We start from the raw sequence: 24675 nt of genomic DNA, 5'->3' as shown, positions 1-24675 counted from the left end.
AGCTCGATCTCGAAGCACCCCCCTCTTTGACGCCCCACCCACCCCCGTGTTAGCGTCGCTCTCGGACATGTGACTGGTCGTGCAGGCAGGATCCGACGAAACGCGTATTGAGCGTCGTCGGGTCCTTTTTTTGTGCCCGGACGCCTCCTGACGCTCCGCCGGAGCACCGATGACGGTGCCGGAGGGGGCGGGGACGGCGACGGACGGCCGGGCAGCACAGCGCAGGGAAGCGCGCGTCCCCACACACCCGGAGGAGTACCGATGAGTACCCAGGAGAGCGCGAAGGCGATCCTCGAGCACGTCGGCGGCGCCGCCAACGTGGCGAAGCTGCAGCACTGCTCGACCCGTCTGCGGTTCGCGCTGGCGGACGACGCGAAGGCCGACGTCGAGGCGCTGAAGGCGGTGCCCGGCGTGATCGGCGTCGTCACAGGCCCGCAGACGCAGGTCATCGTCGGCAGCGGCGTCAGCGAGATGTACGCGGCGGTCGAGAAGCTGCGCGGCGGCACCACCGCATCCGCGGAGCAGGCGAAGCAGCCGCGGTCCCTCAAGCGCCTCGGCGCGACGATCATGGACTTCGTGGTCAGCGTGTTCACGCCGATCATCCCGGCCATCGCGGGCGCCGGCATCTTCAAGTCGTTCCTCGTCCTCGCCTCGGCGCTGGGCTGGCTCGACCCGGCCTCCGACAACTTCAAGCTGCTGTCCGCCATCCCGGACGCGGTGTTCGGCTTCCTGCCGCTGCTCGTCGCCTACACGAGCGCGAAGAAGCTCGACGTGAACCGGCCGCTCGCGCTCGGGCTCGTCGGCGTCCTGGTCTTCCCGGCGTTCACGACGCTGCTCAACCAGGAGGGCGGCGTCGCGCTCTTCGGCATCCCGGTGCCGGTCATCGCCTACAACGCGCAGGTGTTCCCGGCGATCCTGGCCGTGCTGCTGCTCTCGGTCGTCGAGCGCTTCTTCAGGAAGCACTCGTGGGGCCCGATCCGCACGTTCTACGTGCCGCTGATGTGCCTGGTGATCGTCGCTCCGGCCACGATCTTCCTGCTCGGCCCCCTCGGCTACTGGCTCGGCTCGATGCTCACCGGCGCGATGATCGGCCTCTACGGGGCGCTCGGCTGGGTGGCCGTCGCGCTGCTGGCCGGCGTGCTCCCGCTGATCATCTCGGTCGGCATGCACAAGGCGTTCATCCCGCCGACCATCGCGACGATGGCCAGCGCGGGCAAGGACACCTTCTACCTCGCCTCCTCGCTCGCCCACAACGCGGCGGAGGCGGGCTCCAGCCTCGCGATCGCCCTGCGCACCAAGAGCGCGACCCTCCGCGCCACCGCCTTCTCGGGCGGCCTCTCGGCCCTCTTCGGGATCACCGAGCCGGCGCTCTACGGCGTCACGCTGCAGAACAAGCGCGCCCTCGTCTCCGTCATCACGGGCAGCGTGGTCGGAGGCGCCTACATCGGCGCCACGCAGGTCGCCGCGTTCGCGCTGGTCAGCCCCGGCGTCGCGAGCATCTCGATGTTCATCGACGGGCTGAACCCCTGGAACCTGCTCAACGCCGTGATCGGCCTGCTGATCTCGGTCGCCGTCTCGTTCGTCGTCTCCTTCGTCATCTGGCGCGACGACGCCTCCGCCAGCGTCCAGGCGCTCGGCGACGTGGCGGCCGACGCCGGGAGCCCGCTCGCGCTGCAGGCGCCGCTCACCGGCTCCGTCATCCCCCTCTCGGAGGTGCCGGACCCCGTGTTCTCGGCCGGCGTGCTCGGCGAGGGGCTGGCGATCCGCCCCACAGACGGAGCCGTCCGGGCGCCGTTCGCGGGCGAGGTCATCGCGCTGCTCTCCTCCCGCCACGCCGTGGGGCTCCGCCGCGCGGACGGCGTCGAGGTGCTCATCCACGTCGGCATCGACACGGTGCAGCTGGACGGCGCGCCGTTCGAGGCGCACGTCGCGGTCGGCGACCGGGTCGAGGTCGGGCAGCTGCTCCTCACCGCCGACCTGGCCGCGATCACCGCGGCCGGCTACGACACCACGACCCCGGTGCTCGTGACCAACTCCGCCGAGTACACCGTGCTCGTCGAGGCCGCCGAGCGGATCACCGCCGGCGACCGGATCATGACCGTGACGCAGAGAGAGAAGGAGCTCGCCGATGGCGCTTCCTGACGGATTCCGATGGGGCGGCGCCCTCGCCGCCAACCAGGTCGAGGGCGCGTGGCGCGAGGGCGGGCGCGGCCCGGCGGTCAGCGACGTCGCCTCCTACAAGCCGAAGGCGGACCCGAAGGAGTACGCGATCCACCACCGCAACACGGTGGAGAGCATCACGGCGGCGATGTCCGACGACGACACCGAGTACTACCCCAAGCGCCGCGGCATCGACTTCTACCACCGCTACCCCGGCGACCTCGCGCTGTTCACCGAGATGGGCTTCACCACCCTCCGCGTCTCGATCGCCTGGACCCGCCTCTACCCGACGGGGGAGGAGGCGGAGCCGCTCGAGGAGGGCATCGCCTACTACCTCGCCCTCTTCACCGAGATGCGGCGCCTCGGGATAGAGCCGCTGGTCACGCTCTCGCACTACGACCCGCCGCTCGCGCTCGCGCTGAAGCACAACGGCTGGGTCGACCGCCGCACGATCGGGCTGTTCGAGCGCTTCGCCCGCACCTGCTTCGAGCGCTTCGGCCACCTCGTCGACATGTGGCTGACCTTCAACGAGATCGACGGCATCATCCGCCACCCGTTCACCTCGGGCGGGATCATCGAGGAGACCGTCGAGGGCAGCGTGGAGCAGGCCTGCTACACGGCCCTGCACCACCAGTTCGTCGCCTCCGCCTCGGTCACGAGGACGCTGAAGGAGCTGTGGCCCGAGTCGCGGATGGGCTGCATGCTCACGATGCTGACCACCTACCCCAACACCTGCCACCCCGACGACGTCGCGGCGACGCAGGCGAAGGAGCGGATGCTCTACCTCTGCACCGACGTCCAGGCGGGCGGCGCCTACCCGCGCCTGGCGCTGCGGGCGCTCGAGAGCCGCGGAGTCGAGATCCCGTTCGAGGCGGGCGACGCCGAGCTGCTGCGCGAGCACCCCGTCGACTTCATCTCGTTCAGCTACTACATGTCGATGACGGAGTCCGTGCGCCCCGACGCCGAGCGCACCCCCGGCAACACGGTCCTCGGCGTCAAGAACCCGTTCCTCGAGTCGAGCGAGTGGGGCTGGCAGATCGACCCCGTCGGGCTGCGGATCTCGCTGATCGACCTCTACGACCGCTACGGCAAGCCGCTGTTCATCGTCGAGAACGGGCTCGGGATGCGCGACGAGCTGACCGAGGACGGCCGGGTCCACGACCCGTACCGGATCGACTACTTCCGCGCGCACTTCGAGCAGATGATCCAGGCGGTGGACGAGGGCGTGGAGCTGCTCGGCTACGTGAGCTGGGCGCCGATCGACCTGATCAGCGCCTCCAGCTCGCAGATCTCGAAGCGCTACGGGTTCGTCTATGTCGACATGGACGACCTCGGCCACGGCAGCACCGAGCGCTACCGGAAGGACTCGTTCTTCTGGTACCAGAAGGTCATCGCCTCCAACGGCGCGGATCTGGGATGATCCTCCTCTGCCCGGAGGCGCCGTCCGGCTCTCCGGGCAGAGGCCCCGCCACCCCCACCCCAGCCCTGACGCGGCCGTCGACGGAGACACGCATGCAGACCATCAAGAAGGTGCTCAACTCGAGCGTCGTCCTCGTCGTCGACGAGCGCGGCGTCGAGCGCGTGCTCCTGGGCAGGGGGATCGGCTTCGGAGCGAAGGCCGGCGAGGCGATCGAGCCCTCGAGCGTCGACCAGGTGTTCGTGGCGCTGGACGACTCGGATCAGCGCAACCTCGTCGAGCTCCTGGCGCAAATCCCGCCGGAGTTCGTCGAGCTCACCCGCGCGGTCGTCGCCGACGCGGAGGAGCAGGGGCTGAAGCTCGACCCGCACGTGTACCTCGCGCTCACCGACCACCTGCACTTCGCGGTGGAGCGGCAGCGGCGCGGGCTCTCGGTCGCCAACCGGCTGGCCTGGGAGATGCGGACGGTCTACCCCGTGCAGTACGCGGTGGGGGAGCGGGCGGTCGAGCGGATGCGCGAGCGCCTGGACGTGGAGCTGCCCGCCGACGAGGCCGCGAACGTCGCCTTCCACCTCGCCAACGCGGAGCTCGGCAAGGTCGGGATCGACTCGCTCCGGATCGTGCAGCTCATCCGCTCGGTGACCGCGATCATCCAGCACTCCAGCGGAGCCGCGCTCGACCGCGACGACCTCCGCTCCGCCCGCTTCGTGGCGCACCTGCAGTACTTCGCCGAGCGCTTCTTCTCGGGCGGCCTGCTCGAGAGCGAGGACGACTTCCTCTTCACCAGCCTCAGCGCCCGCTACCCGCGCGCGATCGCCTCCGCCGAGCGGGTCCGCTCCTTCGTGGCGGCCGAGTACCAGGCCGCCCTGCCCAACGAGGAGGTCGCCTTCCTGGCCCTCCACATCGCGCGCGCCGCTCCGGAGTAGCGCGCTGACCCCGGAGAACCGCATGCACCGCACCACCCCCGCCTGCCTGACCACGCCTGCGAGCGCGCGCCCGTGACCGGCACGATCCACCTCGTCCGCCACGCCGAGACCCTCTTCAACGTCGCCGGCCAGCTGCAGGGCTGGTGCGACTCGCCGCTGACCGAGCGCGGCGAGCGCCAGGCGGCGGCCCTCGGCGAGCGGATGCGCGGCGTGCCGCTCGTCGCGGCGTTCACGAGCGACCTCACCCGCACCCGGACCACGGCGGCGGCGGCGCTCGCCGGGCACCCGTCGCTCGAAGCCGAGCCGATGGTCGAGCTCCGCGAGTGGCACTTCGGCGCCTTCGAAGGGCAGCCGAACGCCTCGCTCTGGGAGCCGGTGTTCGCCGACCACGGCTACTCCTACGTGCCCTCCTCCGCCGACTGGCCGCGGATGACCGACGCCGGGCTCGACTCGGTGCTCGACGCGATCCACCGCCACGACCCCTCCGGCCGGGCCGACAGCGGTGCCACCGTGCGCGCCCGCGTGGAGGCCGCGATCGCGCGGTTCGCGCCGGCGGCGGAGCACGGGGACGTGCTGGTCGTGACGCACGGAGCGGTGCTCGGGAGCATCCTCCGCGCGCTCGACCCCGCGCACCGGCCGCAGCGGGGCTACCCGAACTGCGCGGTCGTGTCGGTGACGGACGGCGTCATCGGCGAGGTCGACGGGAGCTGCGCGACGGCCTGACCCCGCCCCTCCTCCTCCACGGACGCCCCTGTGCGCTCCGGTCGCCGACCGGACGAGCACGGGGGCGTCCGTCGTGCTCGGGACGCCGGCGGCCCGCACCCGGGCCGCCCCCGGACCTGCACGCGCGGCCGCCTCGGGACCTGCACGTCCGGTGATCCGGGACCTGCACTTTCGGCCACCTCGGCGCTGTACCGAAGTACAGGAGCCCGTCGCGAGAGCGTCCGTAGCGTCTGAGGAGTCAAGAGAAACGACTTCGAGGAGATGACATGCGAGGGCTTCAGCTCAGCGGCGTGAGCCGTGCATTCGGCGGCCACCGGGTCCTGCACGACGTGGACCTGTCCGTGGGCCGCGGCGAGATCGTCGGCTTCATCGGCGGCAACGGCGCCGGCAAGACCACGACGATGCGGCTGATCCTGGGCCTGCTCACCCCCGACACGGGGACCATCACCTGGGACGGCGCGCCGATCACCGCCGAGGACCGCCGCTCGATCGGCTACATGCCGGAGGAGCGCGGCCTCTACCCGCAGATGCGGGTCCGCGAGCAGGTGATCCACTTCGCTCTGCTCGAGGGGCACGACGCCCGGGGAGCCCGTGAGACCGCCGAGGAGGTGATCGACGCGCTGGGCCTGGCCGAGCGGGCCGACACCCTGGTGCAGGACCTCTCGCTCGGCAACCAGCAGCGCGTGCAGCTGGCCGTGTCCCTGGTGGGCGATCCGTCGCTCCTGGTGCTGGACGAGCCCTTCTCGGGGCTCGACCCGGTCGCCGTGGAGACGATGGCCGGCCTGATCCGGCAGCAGTCCGCCCGCGGCGTCGGCGTGCTCTTCTCCTCCCACCAGCTCGACCTGGTCGAGCGCCTCTGTGACACCGTCTGCGTGCTCGACTCCGGCCGCGTGACCGCGAGCGGAGCGGTGGCCGAGCTGCAGGACGACGGCCGCAGCCGCTGGCAGCTGCAGTTCTCCCGCCCCCTGGACGACCTGCTCGTCGCCGAGCTCGGCGTCACACCGGGACTGTCGGCCGAGCCGGTCCCCGGTGAGCCGGAGTCGCTGCTCGTCTCGATTGAGGGCAGCGGCCGGGACGTCCCCGAGCAGGTGCTCGCGACCCTCACCCGCCACGGCGGCCTCCGGAGCATCCGCACTGCGCAGCGCTCGCTGACCGAGCTGCTGTCCGAGCGGCTCACCGCCGCCTCCACCCCTGCGGCCGAGCGCCGCCTCGAGATCCAAGGAGCAGGACGATGACCACCACGCACCCCCGCGCCGCCCACGCCCGGACCGCCGAGAGCTCCGCTCCTCCGACGCCGGCCCGGGGAGCCGCGACGATCGTCCGCCGCGAGATCCTGACCCGCACCGGGAACCGCACGATCCTCACCGCGACCCTCGCGCTGGCCGCGATCGCCGGCCTCGGCGCCGGGATCGGCGGCTGGTTCCTGGTCGACGCGACGAGGGAGGCGGGGACCGTGGTCCTCGACACCCGGATCCTGTTCGCGACCGCGATGATCAGCGCCCTGCTCGCCGCAATGGTCTACTCCTCGTCGAGTCTGGCCTCGGGGGTGGTCGAGGAGAAGTCGTCCCGGATCGTCGAGATCCTGCTGACGAAGATCGGCGTCGCCCCGCTGCTCGCCGGGAAGATGATCGGCGTCGGCCTGGTGACCCTGGCCCAGCTGCTCGTGATCGGCGGCGCCGTCGTCGGCGGGTTCAGCGTGGTCGGCGGGTGGTCGGTCCTCGAGATCGAGCTCGGCCCGAGCCTGGTCTGGTTCCTCGTCTGGTTCCTGCAGGGCTACGTGCTCTTCGCGCTCCTCAGCACCCTGCTCGCCTCGACCGTGTCGAGGCAGGAGGACCTGGGCACCGCCGCCATGCCGCTCTCCGTCGTGCAGATGGCGCTGCTGATCATCGCGCTCTACGTGGTGCCGGCGAACCTCGACGAGGCCTGGGTGCACGCGCTCTCCTTCGTCCCCCTCTTCTCCTCCTACCTGATGCCGATGCGCTTCGGCCTCGACTCGGTCGGCACCCCCGAGATGGTGATCGCCGCCGTCGTCGCCGCGATCACGGTGCCGCTGCTGTTCCGCCTGGTCGTCCGCGTCTACCGCAACAACGCGCTCCGCACCGGCTCCCGCGTCTCGCTCCGCGCCTCCCTCAAGGCCGCCGACGCCTCCTAGGCCCGGCTCCCGATATCCACCACCACCACCCCTCGGAAGGACACCACCATGACCACCTCGCGCACCGCCTCGACCCGCCCCTCGCCCCTCAAGAAGCTGCTCGTCAACACCGCCCTCCTCGTCGGGGGAGCGGGCGGCGCCTACCTCGTCGTCACCTACCTCTTCTGATCCGCTCGACCGACCGAAGGACACGATCGTGACTCTCCTCGCGACTCCCGGGCTCCGCCCCGCGACCCCTGGGCACCGCCCCGCGGATCCGGCGGCCCTCCGGGCGGCGGCCTCGACCGAGCGGCTGCTCGGCGGCGGACGCCACCGCGTCGCCGCGATCGACCGCCCCGCCTTCGCCGGCCGGAACGCGTCGTGGACGATGACCCTCGACGACGGCGCCCGCGTCTTCGTCAAGCACGTCTCGCCCCGGACGGCGGGCCCCGCGGCCTTCCGCCGCTCCAGGGACTTCGCCGGCTTCGCCGCCCGGAGCCCCGAGCACGCCCCGGCCGGACCCCGCCTGCTGGCGGCCGACGAGGACGACTCCCTGCTGGTGTTCGAGCACTGCCCCGGCACCAGCCTGGCCCTCCTGCTCGTGGAGGAGCGCGTCCCCGCGGACTTCCCCGAACAGGCCGGCCGGCTCCTGGCCCGGCTGCACGCCGGCCCGGTGGCGGGCCTCACCGCGACCTCGCACCCCAGCCCTCCCGTCGAGATGCTGCGCGTCGGCATCCCGCACACCCGCTACGTCGACCTCACCCTCGCCGAGCTCGCCTTCTGGGGCGACCTGCAGCACGACGAGCAGCTCGTCTCGGCCACGGAGGATCTCCGCGAGTGGGAGAGCGGCAACCGCACGGCCCCGATCCACGGCGACCTCCGCCTCGACCAGTTCCACCTCCGCGACGGGCGCCTCCAGCTGCTCGACTGGGAGGAGTTCGGGATCGGGGATCCGGCCCGCGACCTCGGCACGCTGGCGGGGGAGTGGATCCACCGCGCGGTGCTCGACACCGTGACCACCCGGGAGGGCGCCTCCGCTCCTCCCCTCGCCTTCGACACCGCGGCCGCGGACGCCCGCATCGCGGAGCGGATGGCGGCACTGGTCCCGAGGATCCGGCGGATGTGGCTCGCCTACGCCGCCGAGACCGCCGGCGCGGACGACGCCCTCGCCGTCCGCGCCACCGCCCACCTGGGCTGGCACCTCGTCGACCGCACCCTCGCCCGGGCCTCGATGGTCTCCCGCCTCCCCGGGATCGAGCGGGCCGCCGCCGGCATCGGCCGCCGCGTCCTGCTCGCCCCCTCCGCCTACTCCACCGCCCTCGGATTCGACAGGAGCCCGCGATGACCGCCCTCACCACCCGCTCCGTCCTCGACGAGGCCGTGATCAGCGTCGACGCCGCCCGGCTGCGGGCCGAGGTCGACGGGACCGTGATCGAGGCCACCGGGCCGATCGAGCTGCGGGCCCGACTCGCCGCCACCCTCTACACCCACCTGCACCTCCGGAACCCGCTGCTCGGCGAGACCGCCGGAGGCGACGGCCAGGACCTCGCCCCCCGGCTGATCGACGCGATCCCGCACCGCACGGTCCTGCAGCCCGCTCCCTCCGGAGTGCTCGGCTCCGCCACCGTGCAGGGGGAGGAGCGCCGGGTCGTCGAGCTGGGCCGCGTCCGGGTCCTCGTGCCCGAGGTCGATCTCGTCCGCTCCGCCGACGGGGCCGTCGCCGGCGTCCGGCTGCCGAGCTGGCGCACCCGCACCACTCCCGGCTACCTCCTCGCCCTCGGCCCGGTGGGACTCGATCCCGCCGACCGGGTCGTGCGCCTCTCGCTCGTCGCCGACTCGGCGGAGGACGCGCTCGCCCTGTGGGGCCCGCTCCTGGAGGCGCTCGCCGCCTCCGGAGCCCGCCACCAGGCCAAGGCGCTCTCGGACTCGCGGGCCTTCCCCCGCTCCGACGCCCTCGTCGTCTACCTGCCCGCCGACTCCGCCGACGACGTCGCCCGGAGGATCACTCCGCTGCTCGATGCCCGGCCCTCGCCCCGCACCGCCGTCTCGGCCTTCGCCGAGAGGCTCGCCGACGGCCTCGCCTACGCCGAGGACCCGGCCGACGAGCGCTCCTCCTACCGCGGACTGAGCTTCGGCCAGCACCGCTCCCGCGTCCTCGCCGAAGCGCTCCTGCGCTCCTCGGCCGAGACGATCCCCGCCGCCGACGCCTGGGCCGACGCCGCCCGCGCCGCGCGCATCGACCCGGACCGCCCGGGACTCACCGCCCGCTAGGGCCCCACGAACCTCCCCTCGATCCCGAGGGGACCACCACCTCAGCCCGAGGTACTCCACGAAAGGGACACATCATGACCACCATCTCCACCGACGCCCAGTCCGCCGACCTCACCGCCCTCGCGGGAGCGCACGACACCTTCGCCACCGTCGACGAGCTCGGCTCGGACGCCGCGACCGAGGCGCCCGCCACCACGCCCCTGTGCGTCGGCATCATCGTCGGCGCCACCCTCGGCGCGGGCTGCTGACCCGGCCCTCCTCCCGCCCGGGTGCTCCCGCAGCACCCGCTCCCCGGCCCTCCGGCCGGACCACCCGCACCACTCCCCGCACGACCCGGCGGATCCGCCGCCACCACTCATCCAAGGAGAACACCATGTCGACCATCACCGCCCAGACCGTCCAGTCCGCCGACCTCGCCGACCTCGCCACCGCCCACGACACCTTCACCGCCGCCGACGAGATCGGCACCGACGCCGCCTCCGAGGCGCCCGCCACCACCCCGTTCTGCGCCGGCGTCATCATCGGCGTCACCCTCACCGCAGGGTGCTGACGGGCACGGGGCGACCGGTCCTCGACCGCGTCGCCCCGGCCCCTCCCGGGCGCGTGCCGTCCGCTCGCGCCGTCCGCCCATCCCCGTCCGCCCTTTCCGCGGGCACGGTCCGCCCATCCCCGTCCGCCCTTTCCGCGGGCACGGTCCGCCCGTCCGCCGCCGTCCTCACCGCCGGCCGCGACCCGATCCGCCCTCCCGCCCGCCGCCCTCTGAGGAGACCGCCATGACCACCCCGCCCGGTGCGCAGAGCGCCGCACTCTCCGACCTCTCGCTCGGCCGCTTCGGCTACTCCCGGGTGGCCCTCGTCCTGACCGGCTCCGCCATGACCCAGGTCATGCCCTACTGGATCCAGTGGGCGCGCGCCGCCGCTCCGGCGACCGAGTTCCGCGTGCTCGTCCGCGACTCGGCCTACCGCTTCACCACCCGGCACAACCTGGAGTCGCGACTGCGCGGCCGGATCCAGGACGACCGCTGGGACGACGAGATCGTCGTCGCCCACGTCGACCTCGCCGAATGGGCCGACCTCATCCTGATCTACCCGGCCACCCTCGACTACGCCTCGCGCCTCGCGCACGGCATCACCGACTCCCCGTCGCTGCTCGCGGCCCTCACGACGGAGGCGCCGGTGTGCATCGCTCCGTCGCTGCCGCCGCGGGCGCTCGGCAACCCGGTCGTCGAGTCCACCCTCGCGCTGCTGCGCGAGCCGGCCAACTTCACCGTCATCGACCCCGTGCCCGGGCCGAGCGAGTCCAGCGACACGGCGCTCGCCTGGGTGCCGCCCGCGTTCCCCGCGGTGCTGCGCCACCTGGAGTCGCTGCGCACGGCACCGGCGGCCGCGGAGGAGGCGAGGTCGGCGTGAGCACCACCGCCCCTCCGCGGGCCCTCGTCACCGGGCTGCTCGTCACCGAGCTCTCGGAAGGACCCGACGGGACCACCGTCTGGACCCGCCGCCTCGGAGAGCAGGCGCCGCTGCCGTTCTCGCCGGTGCCCGTCCGCCTCGCAGCGCCCGATCCCCGGATCGTGCCGGGAGGCGCCGACCCGTCGATCCGCCGCTACCGCACCACCGCCCGCGCCCTGCTGCCCGCGCTCCTCCACGAGCTGTCGGAGGAGGCGCTCGTCTCCGTCGGCCGCGAGTGGAAGGGCGCGCTGGACGCGCTCCACGGCGCCCGGCCCGCCGGGGAGCCGCTCCCTCCGCGTCCGCTGCAGCGCGCCCGCGGCTGGCTCGCCGGTGGCTGGGCGCCCGCCGCCGAGGAGCTCGGCGCCGGCGGTCTCCTCGAGCTCGCCGACTGGGCGGAGGCGGTCGTCGCCTCGCCGGCCGCGGTCGTGGTCCACGGCCACCCCGGCCTCGCCCACCTCGTCGTCGGCGGGACCCGCGTCGCTCTGCTCACGGGCGAGGACGTCGGGCTCGCCGACCCGGTCTGGGACGCCGCCTGGGTGCTCGGGGAGCTCGCAGAGCTGCACGCCTTCCACCCCGCGCTCCGCCCGGCCCTCGACGCGCTCCGCCGCGGACTCTCGCTCGAGGAGGACCACGACGCCGAGCTGCTGCGCGTCGGCACCGCGTTCCGGCTGGCCCAGCACGCCGTCGACTGGCACCGCTCCGGGGGCGCCAGCAGCGATCAGGCGCGGCTGCTGCTGAGCCTGTCCGCCGCACAGCTGGGGGAGCGGGCGGAATGAGCGCCCGCGACGTCCCGACCCTGTTCGCCGCCCTGCCCTCCGGCGCCCGCGCGCTCGTCGTGCACCGGCCGGAGGTCCGCAACGACTCGGTCGCCCTCGCCGTGCCCGCCGGTATGCGCCACGAGCGCGACGGCGAGGAGGGGATGCTGCACCTGATCGAGCACCTCGTCTACCAGGACAGCGAGGGGGTCGCCGGTCTCGTCCGGCAGACCCGCGTCGCCGAGAGCGGCGGCGTCCTCGGCGGTCACACCCACCTCGACTACTCCGAGTTCTTCGAGACGGGCTCTCCCGGGTCGGCCGCCGTGATCGCGGAGCGGCTCGTCGAGCAGGTCTTCCGCCCCGCCTTCCTGCCGGAGCAGATCGCGGAGCAGATCCGCGCGGTCGCCTCTGAGCGGGCCGCGCGCCTCGCCCCCGCTCCGGGCGGCGTGCTGCCGTGGCCGCACCTGACCGCCCGCTACTGGGCCGACGCCCCCAACGCGCACGACGGCAGCGGCGACCTCGACCTCGAGGGCCGCGCGACCGAGCCCGTCCTGCGCGCGCTGCACCGGCGCCACTACAGCCCGGCCGGCTCCGTGCTGGTCGGCGTCACGGCCGACGACCCCGCCCGGCTCCTGGACCGCCTGGTCGCGGCCCTCGCGGAGGCGCCCGATCGCGCGGCAGGACCGGTCGCCGTCCCACCTGGGACGGCCTGCCCCGAGTACCGCGCCGAGCCCGCCGCCCGCCGGCTCGCCGCGACCGCCGCCGCGCCGTCGACCCGCGTCTCCGACGAGCTGCTCGGCGACCTGATCGCCGCCGAGGCGCTCGCTGCGCAGGCCGGACTCGACGCGAGCGCCGGACTCTTCGGCCCGGGCGACACCGTCGCCGACGACCTCTTCGTGCTGGTCGACGACACCGCCGTGCCCGTCGATCCGTGGCACCGCCTCCGCGCCCTCGCGGTGAGCGACGACTCCGCCCTCGAGCACGCCCGGCATCGCGCGGTGCTGCGTGCGGAGCGGCTGGTGCACGACGACGAGCGTCTGGCCCGCACCGTCGCCCGGGATGCCCTGCTGCGCGGTGCGCCCGGCTTCGCGGGCGAGCTCGTCGACTCCCTCGCCGCGCGGCCGCCGCGCCCGCTGCTCGCGGACGCCGCGGCCCGCCTGGCCGAGCAGCCCTTCGCCGCACTGGGCGTTCCCGCCGCCTCCACCCCTCCAGGAAGGAGGAGCCCATGACCGCCGCACCCCCGCTCGCCGTCGTCGACGAGCGCTCCCGCTTCGCCGTCGTCGCCCTCGGCTGGCGCGACCCGGCCGGAGACGACGGGCCCGACCGCACCGCCCGCCTCCGCTCGGCCGTTCCCCCCGGAGCGGTCTCGCTCGCGTGGACGGCGACGGCCGGGGCGCAGAGCCTCACCGCGGTGCTCCCTCCGGAGGGCGCCGCGGCCTGGACCGCCCTGACGCTCGAGCGCGCCCAGGGAGCCGGGGATCCGGTGCTCGCCGTGGTCGGGCCCGAACGCGCCGTCTGCGAGACGTCCCGGCCCGTCTCCGTGCCCGCCGCGGCTCCGCTGCCGAGCGCTCTGCACCAGTCCCGCGAGCAGGGCTACGAGAGCACGATCGTCACCGGCGCGGACCCGTCCGGCGAGGTCGGCCACGCCGCGACGTTCCTGGCGCTGTGCCGCCTCACCGCGGGGGCCGAACCGCTCGTCCCCGCCGCACTGCGCTCCGCCGGCGGCGATGCGGTCGCCCAGGTCGCGCGGGGCCTGCGCTCGAGCCGCCCCTCCCTCACCTGGCAGGTCGTCTCCCCGGCCGGCCAGGGCATCCCGACCCTCGAGACCGTGCTGCGCACCGTCCTCGACGGCCGCGCCGCGCACGGGGAGGGAGCACGCGCCGCGCACGCGTTCGCGCGGGCGAACCTCCTCCGCGCCTGGCGGTCGCCCGAGACGCTCGCCCGCACCCTGGTGGAGTACGAGGTGATGGGCTGGGGCGGCGCCCTGGTGCTCGATCCGGAGCCGGCGCTCGCCGCGGTCGACGAGAGTGCGCTCGAGCGGGCGGTCGCGGGGCTCGTGCGGCCCGTCGCCGACGTGGTCGGCTGGGGCTGAATCCGGCGGGCTCGATCAGCTCCGGCCGGGACGCGTCCCCAGGTCGACGAGCCCGTGCTCGATCGCCGAGACCAGGATCTGCACCCGGTCGCGCACGCCCAGCTTCTCCATCACCTTCACGAACCGCGCCTTCACGGTCGACTCGGTGACGAACAGCTCCTGCGCCATCTCGCGGTTGCTCATCCCGCGGGCGAGCAGGCGGATCACCTCGAGCTCCTTCTCGGTGAGCGCCTCGAGCAGATCGGGGTCCGGCACCGTCTCCGCCGGCACCGACTCCTCGAGCCCCTTCACCACGTGGCGCGTGACCTCGGCGGAGAGCACGGACTCGCCCGCGAGCACCGCGTGCACCGCCGCGATGATCTCCCGCGGCTTCGTGTCCTTGACCAGGTAGCCGGAGGCGCCCGCGCGGAGCAGGTCGACGACGTAGCGGTCCGTGGTGAACGTGCTGAGCCCGAGGATCGCGATGCCCGGGTGCTCGGCGTGGATCCGCTCGGTCGCGGCGACGCCGTTCATGACCGGCATCTGCATGTCCATCAGGATCAGGTCGGGCTGGAGCGTCGCCGCCTGCTGCACCGCGATCCTCCCGTCGGAGGCCTCGCCCACCACCTCGATCGCCGGGTCCTGCGAGAGGTAGTCGCGGAGGATCTCGCGGGTCATCGATTCGTCGTCCACCAGCAGCACGCGGGTCATCGCTCTCGTCCTTCGTCGGTCGCCCCCGCGACGAGCGCACCGGACGCCCGGCCCTCGAGGGGGATGGTCATGGTCGTGGTCCAGCGGCCGCCGCGGGCTCCCGCCTCCAGCCGCCCGCCGAAGACGGCGCAGCGGGCCGACATCGCCTCGATCCCGAGGTGCGAGGAGACGATCGGAGCCGCGGAGGCGATCGCGTTGGAGGAGCTCAGCTGCACCTCGCCCCCCGACACCTCGAGCCGGAGCTGCACCTCACCGGCGGTGTCGCCGTGCTTGAGCACGTTCGTGCCCAGCTCCCGGACCGTGCGCCGCAGCACCTGGCGGAGGCTCGCGGGCACCTGCGCCACGGAGCCCGCCACGTCGAGGCGGACCCGGAAGCCCGCGCGCTCGATCGCGTCGGCGACGTTCCGCACGTCGTGGACGAAGCCGACAGCGGTGGTCGTGGCGCCCGAGACCTCCGGGGTCCCGAGCAGGTCGGAGTCGCCGCGGGCGGGAGCGCCTGCCTCGTCCTCGTCCTGGAGGAGCGTCACGAGGCTCCGCAGATCCTGCAGCGCCTGCTGCGCCGCGTCGCCGATGCTCTCGAGGATGCGCTCGGTCTTGGCCGGGTCCTCGACCGAGGTCGCGCGGCGGGCCTGCATGGCGATGATGGTGACCTCGTGCGCGACGATGTCGTGCAGCTCGTGCGCGAGCCGGGTCCGCTCCTCGTTGCGGATCCGCGCCTGCTCCTCCTGGATGCGGTCGGCCCGGCGCTCGCTCCGCTCGCTGCGGCCCCGGAAGGCGTTCAGGCCCAGCCCGGCGGTGCCGCCGAAGAGGACGAACGCGCCCAGGACGTAGACGGCCGTGCCCATGGCGCGGTCGACGAGCAGCACCGCGGGCAGGAGGACGAGGGTGCCGAGCACGAAGACGAGCCCCGCGCGCCAGGGGAGGAGGAAGGTGACGAAGCCGACCACCACGATGGTCGGGAAGATCAGCGCCGCGAGCAGCAGCGGCGGGGCGCCGAGCATCAGGACGACGGCGTAGACGAGGTAGAGCGAGACCGCCGCGGGGATCGCGCCGGCGAGCAGCGCCAGGAGCGGCAGGTAGGGGAGCGCCAGCTCGATCCAGCCGCGGACCGACGTGAGGTCGACGCTGCCGCCCATCAGGTCGATGACGACGAGGAGCGTGAAGGAGCCGAGGAGGAGGGACCGGGTGATCCAGCCGCCGGGCAGCGTCCGCACGTCGTTCGTCCACCGCGTCGTCCCCACCACGGGACCAGGGTACCGAAGCCTTCTCCGAGCCCCGTCGGCCTTCCGTACAAGGGCGGACTGGTCTTTCGTACAGGAGCGGTGCGACGGGGCGTCGCCATGCTGGTGGAGCGGTCGAGCCGATCGCACCCCTCGATCACAGGAGAACGACCATGGCCCCGATCCTCGCCGCCGCCGCACTCGCCCTCGGAGCCGTCCTCGCTCCCGCCGCTGCTCCTGCCGCCGCTCCCGTGCAGGCCGCCTCGTCCGCCGGCGTGCAGACGGTCGCCGCCTCCTACGAGCTGCCGAAGGTGCAGAAGCCGGGCGGCATGGAGTCGATCCAGGACCGCGGCGCCCTCTGCAACCTCTTCGGGATGTGCTGAGCGCAGCTCTCGGACCGGGTCAGCCCTTCAGCGGGTCGTTGCCCCAGTTCATCAGGGAGTAGCGCCACTTCGTCTCGGTGACATCGCCCGAGGGACGCTGCTTCGCGTGCCGGTGCACGTAGCCGACGACCTTCGTCATGTGGGCGTAGTCGTCCTCGCTCAGGTCGGCCTGCTTCGTGCCGAGCAGGTCGACGATGCGGCGCCCGCTCTCGTGGCCGACGGACTCGCCGCCGCCCTCCGGCTTCTGGCCGACCTCCTTCGACTCGTCGGTGCCGAGCCACTCCTCGAGCTCCTTCGCGGTCATGTTCACGGCGTCGTGGAACTCGTCGCGTGTCGTCCGCTTCTCGTCGTCGGTGGGCATCGCGGGGCTCCTCGGGTCGGTCGGTCCGGGTCGGTCGGTGACCTCCAGCGGAGCGTGTCGGAGGGGGAGAGGTCAAGCCCCGTGCGCGGTTCCAGGGCGCGCGTAGCGTCGGAGGAGTCCGCACCAGCCGACCACCGCCGACGTCCGCCGCCGGCAGAGAAGAGGCCCACATGCCCTCCCGCAGCACCCTCGTCCGCAGTCTCCACGACCTCGGAGCCGCCGCCTGGTTCGGCGGCTCGCTCATGGGCGCCGTCGGCCTGAACGGCGCCGCGTCCACCTCGTCCGACCCGGCGGAGCGCCTCCGCCTCTCCTCGAACGGCTGGGCCCGCTGGACCCCTGTGCAGCTCGCCGCGATCGCCGCCCACGGCGTCGGCGGCATCGGACTCGTCCTCGCCAACAAGACCCGCCTGGCCAACCAGCAGGAGAGCCGCACGAACACCGTCGTCAAGACCGTCGTGACCGGGCTCGCCGGTGCCGCCTCGGTGATCGCCGCGGTCGCCGGAGCGACGCAGGCCAAGCACGCCGACGAGGGCGCCCCCGGCGTGACCGAGGCGTCGGAGCACAACTCACAGGAGCTGACCACGGCCCTCCGCGTGCAGAAGGTCACCCAGTGGGCCATCCCCGTGCTGACCGCCGTCATCATCGTCCTCGGCGCCCAGCAGGGCGAGCAGCAGCGCCCCGTGAAGGGCCTCTTCGAGACCACGGCGCGGATGTTCCGCAAGTAGTCCCCGCGCTCGCGCGCAGACCGTCGGCTGAGAGTGCCCGCCGTCCCCCGAGGGTGGAGGGCGGCTGCTCTCGGCCGACGTTCTGCGTGCGGGGTCCGGCTAGCGGCGCGAGGGCCGGCGGCGGACGGTCAGTACGAGGGCTCCCGCTTGCGAACACGTCGCCTGGTCGGCGTCGGAGCCCTCGGTCCCCTTTTCGACCGTCTCCGGGAACACGCGCCCACCGATCGCTGCCTCTCGATCAGGCGCTACGCTCCGGCGTCCCGCTGCTCCTTCTCGGACGTCAGAGCGTCGATCCCGTTCTCGTGCCCGACACAGCTGGCGACCGTGTCCGGATCGATGCCCAGCGCGTAGCGGACCTCTTGTCCGGCGCTCTGCTGTTCAGTCGTGGCCTCAGGGAACGTCGAGTAATAGGCGTCACTGAAATCGGCCGAGTTGGCCATCGTGTTGAGAGTGGACATCTCGGCGATGTAGGAGCCGCGGATCGTCGCGATCTGCTCGGAGACATCGCTCGGCCAGTGGTAGTACGAGTCGTCCAGGAGCGTGAGTGTCCGTCTTGTCAGATCGAGCCGAGCAGACGCAGCGGCGTGCACGCCGGAAGGGTCCGGGTCGCCACCGTTCAGAAGCTCGTCCTCGCCGGATGAGAAGGCGTCGCTCAGATTCTTGATCGCGATGTTGTTGGGGCAGACGAGATCGAGATAACGGGACGCCGCTTGTGCGGTGTCGAGCTCGACGAACGCAGGTGTCGCGGGCGCCGCAAGTGCAGGGGTCGTCGACTCGGCCGGAGCTGCTGCGGGCGCGGAAGCCGTGCAGGCAGTCAGGAGGAGCATTGCCGCACTGAGAGCTGCAGGGAAAAGGGCTTTACGCACGGCGGCTACTCCGGGGTCGCCGAGCAGAGCGCCGACGCGAAGGCCCCGGTGCTGGTCTGCTCGGCGATGACCTCGCCGTCGAGGGTGATTCGGCAGCTGATCTCGCCTTCGTCATCGATGCCGTTCGAGGCGGTCAGCGTGAAGCTCTGGAAGGTGAAGTCGCCTCCGGTCTGGACTTGCAGCTCCTTGGTGAAGGGGAGCGCCTGACCGGTGGCCTGCTCGGAGCCGGAGGTTCCTCCGTCGTAGGTCGACCAAGTGATGGAGGCCGCGGTAGCCGAGCCGGTGACCTCATAGACGAGCGTCCGCGGCACGGCAGCGGCCTCGGAGCTCTCGGCCTGCGCGGTGGCGATCGCGTTCGAGACGCCGCTCGCGAATCCGGCCGTGTAGACGATGGCGAGAATGATCGAGAGGACAAGCGCGATCACGTTGAGGACGGTGCCGGCGATGGCCGTGCCGCGAGAGCGGCCCTTGAGGAAGAGGCCGATGATGCCGAGGACGAGTCCGATGAAGGCGAGGAAGCCCGAGGCGTAGTTGACGATCGGGATAAGGGCGCCGATGAGCGCGAGGATTCCGATGATGAGGGAGGCGAGGCCCAGCCCGTTGCCGGTCTTCTTCGGAGCGGAGGGGGCGGAGCCGGGGAATACGGCGGGGTTGAACTCGGTCATCTGCGGAGTATGTCAGAGGCTGACAGGCAGCTGAGAATCCAGAGAGCGGTATTGCTTAGAGATGCCGTCCCGCCCGTGTTGACCCGGCTATCTCTACATAGGTAGCCTCAATCCCGTGCAGCCACTCCCTCGCCTCACGTCCGCCACCGCGGACGTCCTCCGGACCCTCCTCGACGCCGACGGCCCGACCTGGGGCATGGTCGTGATCAAGGCCACCGGGCGACCGGCGGGCAGCGTCTATCCGATCCTGGAGCGGCTCGAGGGAGCGGGCTGGGTGGTCTCGGAGTGGGAGGCCGCGAGCGAGCGGAGCGGCCCGCGTCGCCGGCTCTACGAGCTGACCGCGGAGGGTGCCCCGGCAGCCCGGGCCGCCGTCGAGCGGATGCGGTCGACCGCGCGGTCGGCGCCGCGAGCGGCGGAGGCGACCGCGTGAGCGCGCTCCTGCGGCTCCTGTCGCTGCTGCTGCCCCCGCTCGCCCGCGAGCGCTACCTCGAGGAGTGGCGGGCCGACCTGGCCGGGGCCGCCGAGCTGGGACTGCCCCGGCGCGGCGTCGTCCTCGGAGCGCTCGCCCTGCTGGTGAGCGTCGACCGCGACCTGCCCGCGCACACCGGCGAAGCGCGGGGCACGCTCCCGCGCCGCCTCGCCCGCCGCGGACTCGCGCTCTTCGCCGCGGCCGCGCTCATGCTGAGCGGCATCGCGCTGACCGGCGGCGGGATCGTCCCCGAGCCGGGTGCCGCCTCCGACACCGCCCTGGCCGCCGTCGGCGCCGTGCAGACCGCGGTGCTCGTCGCCGCCGTCGCGGTCGCGGTCCTCGGCGCGGTCCACCTCCTCGGCGCTGCGGCGTCGGCCCGCACGGTGCTCGCGCGGATCTCCCTGGTCGCCGCCGTCGTCGGCCCGGTGCTCACCGCGGCCGGCCTCCTCCTCCCCGGACCCCTCGCCCTCGTCGGCCTGCCCGTCTCCCTCGCTGGCCTCGTCTGCGGGTCGATCGTCCTCGGCGGCTCGCGGACCATCGCCCTCGCACCGCGGACGGCGACCCGCGCTCAGCGCCTCCCCGTCACCCTCGCGGGCCTCGCGCTCGTGGCGGGCGTCACGGTGGTGGGCGCGGTGGATCTGCTGGTCTGGAATCCGCAGGCGAAGGTCCCCGGCGTGGCCCTGGCGGAGATCTACGCCACCATGTCCGAGCGCGACGGCTTCGAGTTCGGCTCCCACGCGATCTGGGTCACCGGGTGGGCTGCGTTCTGGACGGCCGCCGCGATCGTCGTGACGGCCGGCGCCCTCGTCGGCCGGAGGTCGCCGCTCACTCCGCGGCGGATCGCGGTGCTCATGCTCGCCCTGGTCGCCGGCGCCGTCGTCTTCCGCTTCTTCGCAGGGTTCGGCTTCGGGATGTCGGTCGCCGACACCTTCGTCACGTCCGGCGGCGACGGCTCCCTGGTCTCGGCGATCCTGCCGCCGCTCGGACAGCTCGCGCTCGCCGGCGCCGCGATCGCGGTGGGCTGGGCGCCCCGGGTCGCCCGGCCGACGGCGGCCTCCGCGGCCTGATCGTGCTCGTGCCGGCGGAGACTTTCCCCCGGGCGGCTCGGAATCCGCGAGATCGGGGCAGCCTGCCGACTTACCTCCCTTCCTTGTGAACACGAACGGCCCGTTCCGGCGCGGCCGAGCGCCCTCCGACCTACTCCAGCCGCCGCAGGAAGCGGGCCGGCTGGTCGAGGAAGCCGCGCCAGGTCCGCACCAGGTCGAGGTCGTCGTAGCGGCACCGGCGCAGGCCCGTCTCGTCGAGCTCGTAGAGGTCGGCTCCGGGGAGGGCCGCGAGGATCGGCGAGTGCGTGGAGAGGACGACCTGCGAGCCGCCGGCGACCAGGTCGCGCAGCTGCCCGATCAGGGCGAGGCAGCCCGACACCGAGAGGGCCGACTCGGGCTCGTCGAGGAGCCAGAGTCCGCTGATCCGGGAGCGGTTCGCCACGATGTCGAGGAACGACTCGCCGTGGCTCCGCTCGTGGTACCCGCCGTCGATCCCCACCTCCTCCAGGTAGCTGAAGAAGCCGTGCATCGTCTCGGCGCGGAGGAAGAAGCCGCGCTTGGACGCCCCGGCCCCGCGGACCAGCTGGAGGTACTCGGCCAGGTCCGACTCCGAGACGCGGGAGGAGTGCATCGCACCCGTGGATCCGCCCTCCGCGTTCAGCCCGTAGGCGAGGGCGACCGCCTCGAGCAGCGTCGACTTGCCCGAGCCGTTCTCGCCGGTGATCACCGTCACCTGGCCGAGATCCCAGCCCTCGGCCAGCACCTGCCGCACGGGCGCGAGCGTCGCGGGCCACCGCGCGAGGTCGGCGGGGTGCTCGGGTCGGGCCTGCACGCGGCGCACCGGGAGGGTCGAGAACACCCGGTCAGTCAAGCAGGTCGACGCTCCAGCCGGCCTCGGCCAGCGCGCGGGCCGTGTCGGCGCGGGGGGAGTAGGGGAGGTCGTCGGCGCCGACCACGCGGTAGTCGGTGTCACCGGGGCCGACCCAGAGGACGGAGTCGGACGGGCCGGCCCGGTGCAGCGCGGCGCGGACGGCGTCGGCCGGCTCCGCGATCTCGAGCACCTCGCAGCGCTCGACGCGGCGGGCGCCGTCGACCAGGGCGCGGCGGATCCGCGCGGGGTCCTCGAAGCGCGGGTGGTGGTCGGTGACGATCACCAGGTCGGCGCGCTCGGCGGCGGCTCGGCCCATCGGCGCGCGCTTGCTCGGGTCGCGGTCGCCGTCGGCACCGAGGAGGACGAGCACGCGGCCGGGCGTCACCTCGCGGAGGGCGTCGACGGTGCGCGCGACCGAGTCGGGCGTGTGTGAGAAGTCGAGGAACACCCGCGGCCCGTCGGCGCCGGACACGAGCAGCGTCCGCCCGGGCACGGTGACGTCGATCCCGGAGCCGACCGCCGCGGCCACCCGGTCGCGCGCGTGGCCCGCCTCGATCAGCATCACCAGCGCGAGCGCCGCGTTCGAGGCCATGTGGCGTCCGAGGAGCGGGACGGTGGTGGTCGTCGACCAGCCGTCGCGGGCGGTGAGCCGGAAGCGGGTGCGGTCGACCGCGGTCTCGAGCACGTCGATCCGCCAGTCGGCTCCGTCCCCGGCCGAGAGCGTGACGACCGGGACGAAGGCTTCGCGGGCGACCCGGCGCCCCGCCTCGGTGTCGACGACCACGACGCCGCGGCGGCTCCGCTCGGGCGTGAACAGGCGCTGCTTGGCGCGGAGGTACTCGTCCAGGTCGCCGAAGTCGTCGAGGTGGTCGTGGCTGAGGTTGGTGAACCCGGCGACGTCGAGCACGATCCCCTCCATCCGGGAGCGCACGAGCGCCTGGGCGCTGACCTCGATCGCCGCCGCCTCGACGCCGTCCTCCGCCATCCGGGCGAGGAGCGCGTGCAGCTCGGAGGCCTCGGGCGTGGTGAGGCGGCTGGCGACGACGTGGTCGGCGCTGCGGCGCTCGGCGGTGGAGCTCAGCCCCGAGACGACGCCCAGCTGCCGGAGCACCGCGTCGAGGAGGTGCACGGTGCTGGTCTTGCCGTTGGTGCCGGTCACGCCGAGGAGCACCGGTCCGCTCCTCGTGCCGTACACCTGCGCGGCGACCGGGCCGAGGGCGGTGCGGGGGTCGTCGCTGAGGAGGACGGGCAGTCCGGAGGCGCGCGCCTCGTCGAGCCCGCCCGCGTCGGTGAGCACGGCGACCGCTCCTGCCGCCGCCGCGTCGGCCGCGAACCGGGCGCCGTGGCTCCTCCTCCCGGGGAGCGCGGCGAAGAGGGCGCCGGGGCCCGCCTCGGTGTGCGCGACGGTCACCGCGGTGATGCGGACGTCGGAGCCGTCGCCGTGGAGGCGGAGCCGATCGCTCGCGAGGTCGGCGAGCGCGACACCGGCGGCGTGGAGCGGTTCGAGGAGCCGGACCACCGGCATGCGGGCCTCCTGCGGGGCGGGCGGGGCGGTGTCGCCGAGGGCCCGCGGGCGCCGCCGGGCGACCGGAGGGGGAGGGCCGGGAGGCCCATGCCCCAGCCTGCGCGGCGCTCCCCCCGATCGGGGAGGCCCTTGCCACCGCCCGCCCGGGCCGCTACCCGCCTCCGCCTACTGCCGCGAGAACGCCTCCTGGTACAGCGCCGCGAGCTCGGGGGAGCTCTCGCCGCTGAGGCCGCAGGTCAGGATCGTGTCGCCGTCGGCCGCGACCAGGTAGTCGACCCCGGTCTCGAAGACGATGGGGGCGCCGTCCGCCGCCGTCTCCCTGCCCTGGGTGACCGTGACGCCGTCGCCGACCTCGCCCGCGTAGCGCTCGAGCACGTGCAGGGTGACGGTGCTCCCGTCGATCGAGCGGACCTCGGCCCGGAACGCGAGCTGAGCAGGGGCCAGCGCGGCGGCCGTCACCGGCGAGCACGCGGCCATCGGCCCGCCCGTGCTCGGCAGGATCAGCGTCGAGGTCCTGCCCCCGCCCACGCCGAGCGCGAAGGGCAGCAGGAGGGAGGCGGCGGCCCCGGCGCTCAGCGCGCCGACTCCCACGATCAGCCAGGGGGAGCGGCGGCGGGAGTGCACCGTCCGCGTGCCCTCGCCCGTCGCGGCGGCGATCTGCTCGGCGAGCTCGTCGCGGTCGAGCGCGGGGAGGCTCCGTGCGGGGTCGACCGTGCGGAGGAGGCGGCGGACGTCCTCGTCGTCGGTTCCGGTCATCGGAGTCCCCCTTCGGGCGCGTGCGGGTCGGTGGAGTCGTAGAGCTCGGCGAAGCGGCGCCGGGCGCGATGGAGGCGGATCGAGACGGCGTTCGCCGTGACTCCGAGGACCGCGGCGATCCCACGGACGTCGAGCTCCTCCCACGCCCAGAGGCGCAGCAGCTCGGCGTCCTGCTCGCGCATCCGGGCGAGCACGAGGCGCACGGTCTCCTCCGCGCCCGACGCCTCGCCCTCGTCGATCTGCACCTGCGGCGGATCGACGACCGCGATCCGCTGGGCGAGCATCACCTGGCGGCGCTGCATCCGCCGGGCGTTCTGCAGCTGGAGCCGGGCGACGCCGATCGCCCACGGCACCGGGTCGTCCTCGGGGACGTCGGCGCTGCGGCGCCAGAGCACCGAGAGCGTCGCGGCGAGCACGTCGTCGGCGGTGGCGGAGTCGGTGCGCCGCCAGAGGTAGCGGCGGACGGGATCGGCGACCGCGGCGGCGACCGCGGCGAACCGGTCGGGACCCGCGAGGGGAGCTGGCATGTGCCTCATGCTCCCTCCTGTCCGGGATCGGCGCACATCTTTCACCGGCGCGCCGAGCGGGACTCCGCGCTCTCCCAGCAGCGCGGGAGCGCGGGTCGGCGCTCAACGCCGCGAGGCGCCGACGAACTCCAGCCAGCCGGCCACGAACGGCTCGATGTCGTCCACCTCGTCCAGCGCGAGAGCGTCCAGATCGACTCCGCGGCACTCCAGCGTGAGGACGTGCCCGCGCACCCAGGCGGCCGCGCGCACGGCCCCGGCTCCCTCCCAGACCTCGAAGGGCTCCGGAGCCCCGTCGACCGGGATCTCCGCGATCCGCGTGGGAGCGGGCAGCGCCTCCGGCTGCACGAACGAGACGGGCGCCTCCTCCCGGCAGCAGAGCAGCGCGACGTCGTGCCGCGGATCGCCGAGGGTCGTGCGGATCTCGACGGAGGGCCCCGGCCCGCCCGGGACCGCCTCGTCGGCGAGGAACGAGAGCCCCCGCGGGCCGCCCGTCAGCGTCCACTCCGCCAGCAGCCGCGGACCGTTCCAGCCCGAGACCGCCCAGAGCGGGAGGTCGCCGAACGACCCGCGGATCCGCGCGACCCGCTCGGCGAGGTGCGCGGAGAACTCCTCCTCGCCGAGACGCCGCGCTCCGTCCATGGCCCGATC

General features: G+C 73.7%; 28 protein-coding genes. 18 read left to right on the top strand and 10 right to left on the bottom strand.

All coding sequences use genetic code 11. The annotated features are described in order from the left end of the window. Positions 1 to 261 precede the first annotated feature (261 nt). The 14 genes from C5C55_RS07770 to C5C55_RS07715 all read left to right on the top strand — a co-directional run bounded on the left by C5C55_RS07770 (position 262) and on the right by C5C55_RS07715 (position 13923). On the top strand, positions 262 to 2142 hold the full coding sequence (locus C5C55_RS07770) for a beta-glucoside-specific PTS transporter subunit IIABC (protein ID WP_104233481.1): 1881 nt from the start codon (positions 262 to 264) through the stop codon (positions 2140 to 2142). After that, the gene (locus C5C55_RS07765) at positions 2129 to 3580 is read left to right on the top strand and encodes a glycoside hydrolase family 1 protein (protein WP_104233480.1); all 1452 of its coding nucleotides are present in this window, start codon (positions 2129 to 2131) and stop codon (positions 3578 to 3580) included. The genes C5C55_RS07770 and C5C55_RS07765 overlap by 14 nt, the downstream gene beginning before the upstream one ends. 92 nt (positions 3581 to 3672) lie before the next feature. Further along, positions 3673 to 4503, top strand: a complete 831-nt coding sequence (locus tag C5C55_RS07760; RefSeq protein WP_104225973.1) for a PRD domain-containing protein — start codon at positions 3673 to 3675, stop codon at positions 4501 to 4503. A 72-nt stretch (positions 4504 to 4575) separates the two neighbouring features. After that, positions 4576 to 5226, top strand: a complete 651-nt coding sequence (locus C5C55_RS07755) for a histidine phosphatase family protein (protein ID WP_104266689.1) — start codon at positions 4576 to 4578, stop codon at positions 5224 to 5226. Positions 5227 to 5516: 290 nt separating this feature from the next. Continuing rightward, positions 5517 to 6461, top strand: a complete 945-nt coding sequence (locus tag C5C55_RS07750) for an ABC transporter ATP-binding protein (protein WP_258059757.1) — start codon at positions 5517 to 5519, stop codon at positions 6459 to 6461. After that, a complete protein-coding gene (locus tag C5C55_RS07745; RefSeq protein ID WP_104225127.1) occupies positions 6458 to 7378 on the top strand; it encodes an ABC transporter permease in 921 nt (306 codons plus the stop codon). Before C5C55_RS07750 ends, C5C55_RS07745 begins: the two co-directional genes overlap by 4 nt. Positions 7379 to 7574: 196 nt before the next feature. Further along, positions 7575 to 8702: a class V lanthionine synthetase subunit LxmK gene (gene lxmK / locus C5C55_RS07740; protein WP_258059357.1), complete on the top strand. Its 1128-nt coding sequence runs from the start codon at positions 7575 to 7577 to the stop codon at positions 8700 to 8702. Next, positions 8699 to 9628, top strand: coding sequence for a T3SS effector HopA1 family protein (locus tag C5C55_RS07735; RefSeq protein WP_104233479.1), 930 nt, complete (start codon positions 8699 to 8701; stop codon positions 9626 to 9628). The genes lxmK and C5C55_RS07735 overlap by 4 nt, the downstream gene beginning before the upstream one ends. A gap of 74 nt (positions 9629 to 9702) precedes the next feature. Beyond that, a complete protein-coding gene (locus C5C55_RS16540) occupies positions 9703 to 9876 on the top strand; it encodes a hypothetical protein (protein ID WP_181027122.1) in 174 nt (57 codons plus the stop codon). Positions 9877 to 10001: 125 nt separating this feature from the next. Next, positions 10002 to 10178 (top strand): hypothetical protein, encoded by a 177-nt coding sequence (locus C5C55_RS16535; protein WP_181067805.1) that lies wholly within the window; start codon positions 10002 to 10004, stop codon positions 10176 to 10178. A gap of 223 nt (positions 10179 to 10401) precedes the next feature. After that, positions 10402 to 11037 carry a flavoprotein gene (locus tag C5C55_RS07730; RefSeq protein WP_104225100.1) on the top strand — a complete coding sequence of 212 codons (636 nt, stop codon included), beginning with the start codon at positions 10402 to 10404 and terminating at the stop codon, positions 11035 to 11037. Then, positions 11034 to 11852, top strand: a complete 819-nt coding sequence (locus C5C55_RS07725; RefSeq protein WP_104233478.1) for a hypothetical protein — start codon at positions 11034 to 11036, stop codon at positions 11850 to 11852. Before C5C55_RS07730 ends, C5C55_RS07725 begins: the two co-directional genes overlap by 4 nt. Continuing rightward, positions 11849 to 13060 (top strand): pitrilysin family protein, encoded by a 1212-nt coding sequence (locus C5C55_RS07720; protein WP_104233477.1) that lies wholly within the window; start codon positions 11849 to 11851, stop codon positions 13058 to 13060. The genes C5C55_RS07725 and C5C55_RS07720 overlap by 4 nt, the downstream gene beginning before the upstream one ends. After that, positions 13057 to 13923, top strand: coding sequence for a hypothetical protein (locus C5C55_RS07715; protein ID WP_104233476.1), 867 nt, complete (start codon positions 13057 to 13059; stop codon positions 13921 to 13923). The genes C5C55_RS07720 and C5C55_RS07715 overlap by 4 nt, the downstream gene beginning before the upstream one ends. Before the next feature lie 15 nt (positions 13924 to 13938). On the opposite strand, the gene C5C55_RS07710 is transcribed toward C5C55_RS07715, so the two are convergent. Together C5C55_RS07710 and C5C55_RS07705 are read right to left on the bottom strand one after the other, a co-directional pair. Then, a complete protein-coding gene (locus C5C55_RS07710; protein WP_104225096.1) occupies positions 13939 to 14613 on the bottom strand; it encodes a response regulator transcription factor in 675 nt (224 codons plus the stop codon). Continuing rightward, entirely contained in the window at positions 14610 to 15857 is a 1248-nt protein-coding gene (locus C5C55_RS07705; RefSeq protein ID WP_258072517.1) for a sensor histidine kinase, read from the bottom strand. Before C5C55_RS07705 ends, C5C55_RS07710 begins: the two co-directional genes overlap by 4 nt. 149 nt (positions 15858 to 16006) lie before the next feature. Here C5C55_RS07705 and C5C55_RS07700 point away from each other — a divergent pair, with 149 nt between their 5' ends. Further along, positions 16007 to 16216: a hypothetical protein gene (locus C5C55_RS07700; protein ID WP_104225965.1), complete on the top strand. Its 210-nt coding sequence runs from the start codon at positions 16007 to 16009 to the stop codon at positions 16214 to 16216. 19 nt (positions 16217 to 16235) lie between these two features. Here the strand turns inward: C5C55_RS07700 and C5C55_RS07695 are convergent, their stop codons facing one another. Then, entirely contained in the window at positions 16236 to 16577 is a 342-nt protein-coding gene (locus tag C5C55_RS07695) for a DUF3140 domain-containing protein (RefSeq protein WP_104233475.1), read from the bottom strand. 170 nt (positions 16578 to 16747) lie between these two features. Here C5C55_RS07695 and C5C55_RS07690 point away from each other — a divergent pair, with 170 nt between their 5' ends. Next, a complete protein-coding gene (locus C5C55_RS07690; protein ID WP_104233474.1) occupies positions 16748 to 17302 on the top strand; it encodes a hypothetical protein in 555 nt (184 codons plus the stop codon). Between the two features lie 245 nt (positions 17303 to 17547). Here the strand turns inward: C5C55_RS07690 and C5C55_RS07685 are convergent, their stop codons facing one another. Next, positions 17548 to 18129 (bottom strand): hypothetical protein, encoded by a 582-nt coding sequence (locus C5C55_RS07685; protein ID WP_104233473.1) that lies wholly within the window; start codon positions 18127 to 18129, stop codon positions 17548 to 17550. Positions 18130 to 18173: 44 nt separating this feature from the next. Beyond that, on the bottom strand, positions 18174 to 18833 hold the full coding sequence (locus C5C55_RS07680) for an MmpS family transport accessory protein (RefSeq protein WP_104233472.1): 660 nt from the start codon (positions 18831 to 18833) through the stop codon (positions 18174 to 18176). 115 nt (positions 18834 to 18948) lie between these two features. Between C5C55_RS07680 and C5C55_RS07675 the strand changes: the two genes are divergently transcribed. Next, positions 18949 to 19263: a PadR family transcriptional regulator gene (locus C5C55_RS07675; RefSeq protein WP_104233471.1), complete on the top strand. Its 315-nt coding sequence runs from the start codon at positions 18949 to 18951 to the stop codon at positions 19261 to 19263. Then, positions 19260 to 20369, top strand: a complete 1110-nt coding sequence (locus tag C5C55_RS07670; protein ID WP_104233470.1) for a hypothetical protein — start codon at positions 19260 to 19262, stop codon at positions 20367 to 20369. The genes C5C55_RS07675 and C5C55_RS07670 overlap by 4 nt, the downstream gene beginning before the upstream one ends. A 130-nt stretch (positions 20370 to 20499) precedes the next feature. Here C5C55_RS07670 and C5C55_RS07665 read toward each other — a convergent pair whose 3' ends face one another. The 5 genes from C5C55_RS07665 to C5C55_RS07645 all read right to left on the bottom strand — a co-directional run bounded on the left by C5C55_RS07665 (position 20500) and on the right by C5C55_RS07645 (position 24666). Then, positions 20500 to 21207 (bottom strand): AAA family ATPase, encoded by a 708-nt coding sequence (locus C5C55_RS07665; protein WP_258072516.1) that lies wholly within the window; start codon positions 21205 to 21207, stop codon positions 20500 to 20502. Between the two features lie 4 nt (positions 21208 to 21211). Beyond that, complete coding sequence (locus tag C5C55_RS07660) at positions 21212 to 22744, bottom strand: Mur ligase family protein (RefSeq protein ID WP_104233469.1); 1533 nt, start codon at positions 22742 to 22744, stop codon at positions 21212 to 21214. A 165-nt stretch (positions 22745 to 22909) separates the two neighbouring features. Then, positions 22910 to 23500 (bottom strand): hypothetical protein, encoded by a 591-nt coding sequence (locus tag C5C55_RS07655; RefSeq protein ID WP_104233468.1) that lies wholly within the window; start codon positions 23498 to 23500, stop codon positions 22910 to 22912. Continuing rightward, positions 23497 to 24027, bottom strand: a complete 531-nt coding sequence (locus tag C5C55_RS07650; RefSeq protein WP_160033683.1) for an RNA polymerase sigma factor — start codon at positions 24025 to 24027, stop codon at positions 23497 to 23499. Before C5C55_RS07650 ends, C5C55_RS07655 begins: the two co-directional genes overlap by 4 nt. 102 nt (positions 24028 to 24129) lie before the next feature. Further along, positions 24130 to 24666, bottom strand: a complete 537-nt coding sequence (locus tag C5C55_RS07645; protein ID WP_104224155.1) for a hypothetical protein — start codon at positions 24664 to 24666, stop codon at positions 24130 to 24132. Positions 24667 to 24675: the final 9 nt, after the last annotated feature.

Source organism: Rathayibacter sp. AY1C2 (assembly GCF_002931195.1).
Taxonomy (GTDB): domain Bacteria; phylum Actinomycetota; class Actinomycetes; order Actinomycetales; family Microbacteriaceae; genus Rathayibacter.
The sequence above is the reverse complement of the archived record's forward strand: the minus strand, read 5'-3'. Positions and strand labels throughout refer to the sequence as shown.

Bases quoted from the DNA above. Each gene is read 5' to 3' on its own strand.
- C5C55_RS07745 (WP_104225127.1), top strand. From the start codon at position 6,458: ATGACCACCACGCACCCCCGCGCCGCCCACGCCCGGACCGCCGAGAGC.
- C5C55_RS07680 (WP_104233472.1), bottom strand. From the start codon at position 18,833: ATGACCGAGTTCAACCCCGCCGTATTCCCCGGCTCCGCCCCCTCCGCT.
- C5C55_RS07645 (WP_104224155.1), bottom strand. From the start codon at position 24,666: ATGGACGGAGCGCGGCGTCTCGGCGAGGAGGAGTTCTCCGCGCACCTC.
- C5C55_RS07690 (WP_104233474.1), top strand. From the start codon at position 16,748: ATGCCCTCCCGCAGCACCCTCGTCCGCAGTCTCCACGACCTCGGAGCC.
- C5C55_RS07730 (WP_104225100.1), top strand. From the start codon at position 10,402: ATGACCACCCCGCCCGGTGCGCAGAGCGCCGCACTCTCCGACCTCTCG.
- C5C55_RS07700 (WP_104225965.1), top strand. From the start codon at position 16,007: ATGGCCCCGATCCTCGCCGCCGCCGCACTCGCCCTCGGAGCCGTCCTC.
- C5C55_RS07760 (WP_104225973.1), top strand. From the start codon at position 3,673: ATGCAGACCATCAAGAAGGTGCTCAACTCGAGCGTCGTCCTCGTCGTC.
- C5C55_RS07695 (WP_104233475.1), bottom strand. From the start codon at position 16,577: ATGCCCACCGACGACGAGAAGCGGACGACACGCGACGAGTTCCACGAC.
- C5C55_RS07660 (WP_104233469.1), bottom strand. From the start codon at position 22,744: ATGCCGGTGGTCCGGCTCCTCGAACCGCTCCACGCCGCCGGTGTCGCG.
- C5C55_RS16535 (WP_181067805.1), top strand. From the start codon at position 10,002: ATGTCGACCATCACCGCCCAGACCGTCCAGTCCGCCGACCTCGCCGAC.
- C5C55_RS07650 (WP_160033683.1), bottom strand. From the start codon at position 24,027: ATGCCAGCTCCCCTCGCGGGTCCCGACCGGTTCGCCGCGGTCGCCGCC.
- C5C55_RS07765 (WP_104233480.1), top strand. From the start codon at position 2,129: ATGGCGCTTCCTGACGGATTCCGATGGGGCGGCGCCCTCGCCGCCAAC.
- C5C55_RS07655 (WP_104233468.1), bottom strand. From the start codon at position 23,500: ATGACCGGAACCGACGACGAGGACGTCCGCCGCCTCCTCCGCACGGTC.
- C5C55_RS07770 (WP_104233481.1), top strand. From the start codon at position 262: ATGAGTACCCAGGAGAGCGCGAAGGCGATCCTCGAGCACGTCGGCGGC.
- C5C55_RS07685 (WP_104233473.1), bottom strand. From the start codon at position 18,129: ATGCTCCTCCTGACTGCCTGCACGGCTTCCGCGCCCGCAGCAGCTCCG.
- C5C55_RS07715 (WP_104233476.1), top strand. From the start codon at position 13,057: ATGACCGCCGCACCCCCGCTCGCCGTCGTCGACGAGCGCTCCCGCTTC.
- C5C55_RS07720 (WP_104233477.1), top strand. From the start codon at position 11,849: ATGAGCGCCCGCGACGTCCCGACCCTGTTCGCCGCCCTGCCCTCCGGC.
- C5C55_RS07710 (WP_104225096.1), bottom strand. From the start codon at position 14,613: ATGACCCGCGTGCTGCTGGTGGACGACGAATCGATGACCCGCGAGATC.
- C5C55_RS16540 (WP_181027122.1), top strand. From the start codon at position 9,703: ATGACCACCATCTCCACCGACGCCCAGTCCGCCGACCTCACCGCCCTC.
- C5C55_RS07735 (WP_104233479.1), top strand. From the start codon at position 8,699: ATGACCGCCCTCACCACCCGCTCCGTCCTCGACGAGGCCGTGATCAGC.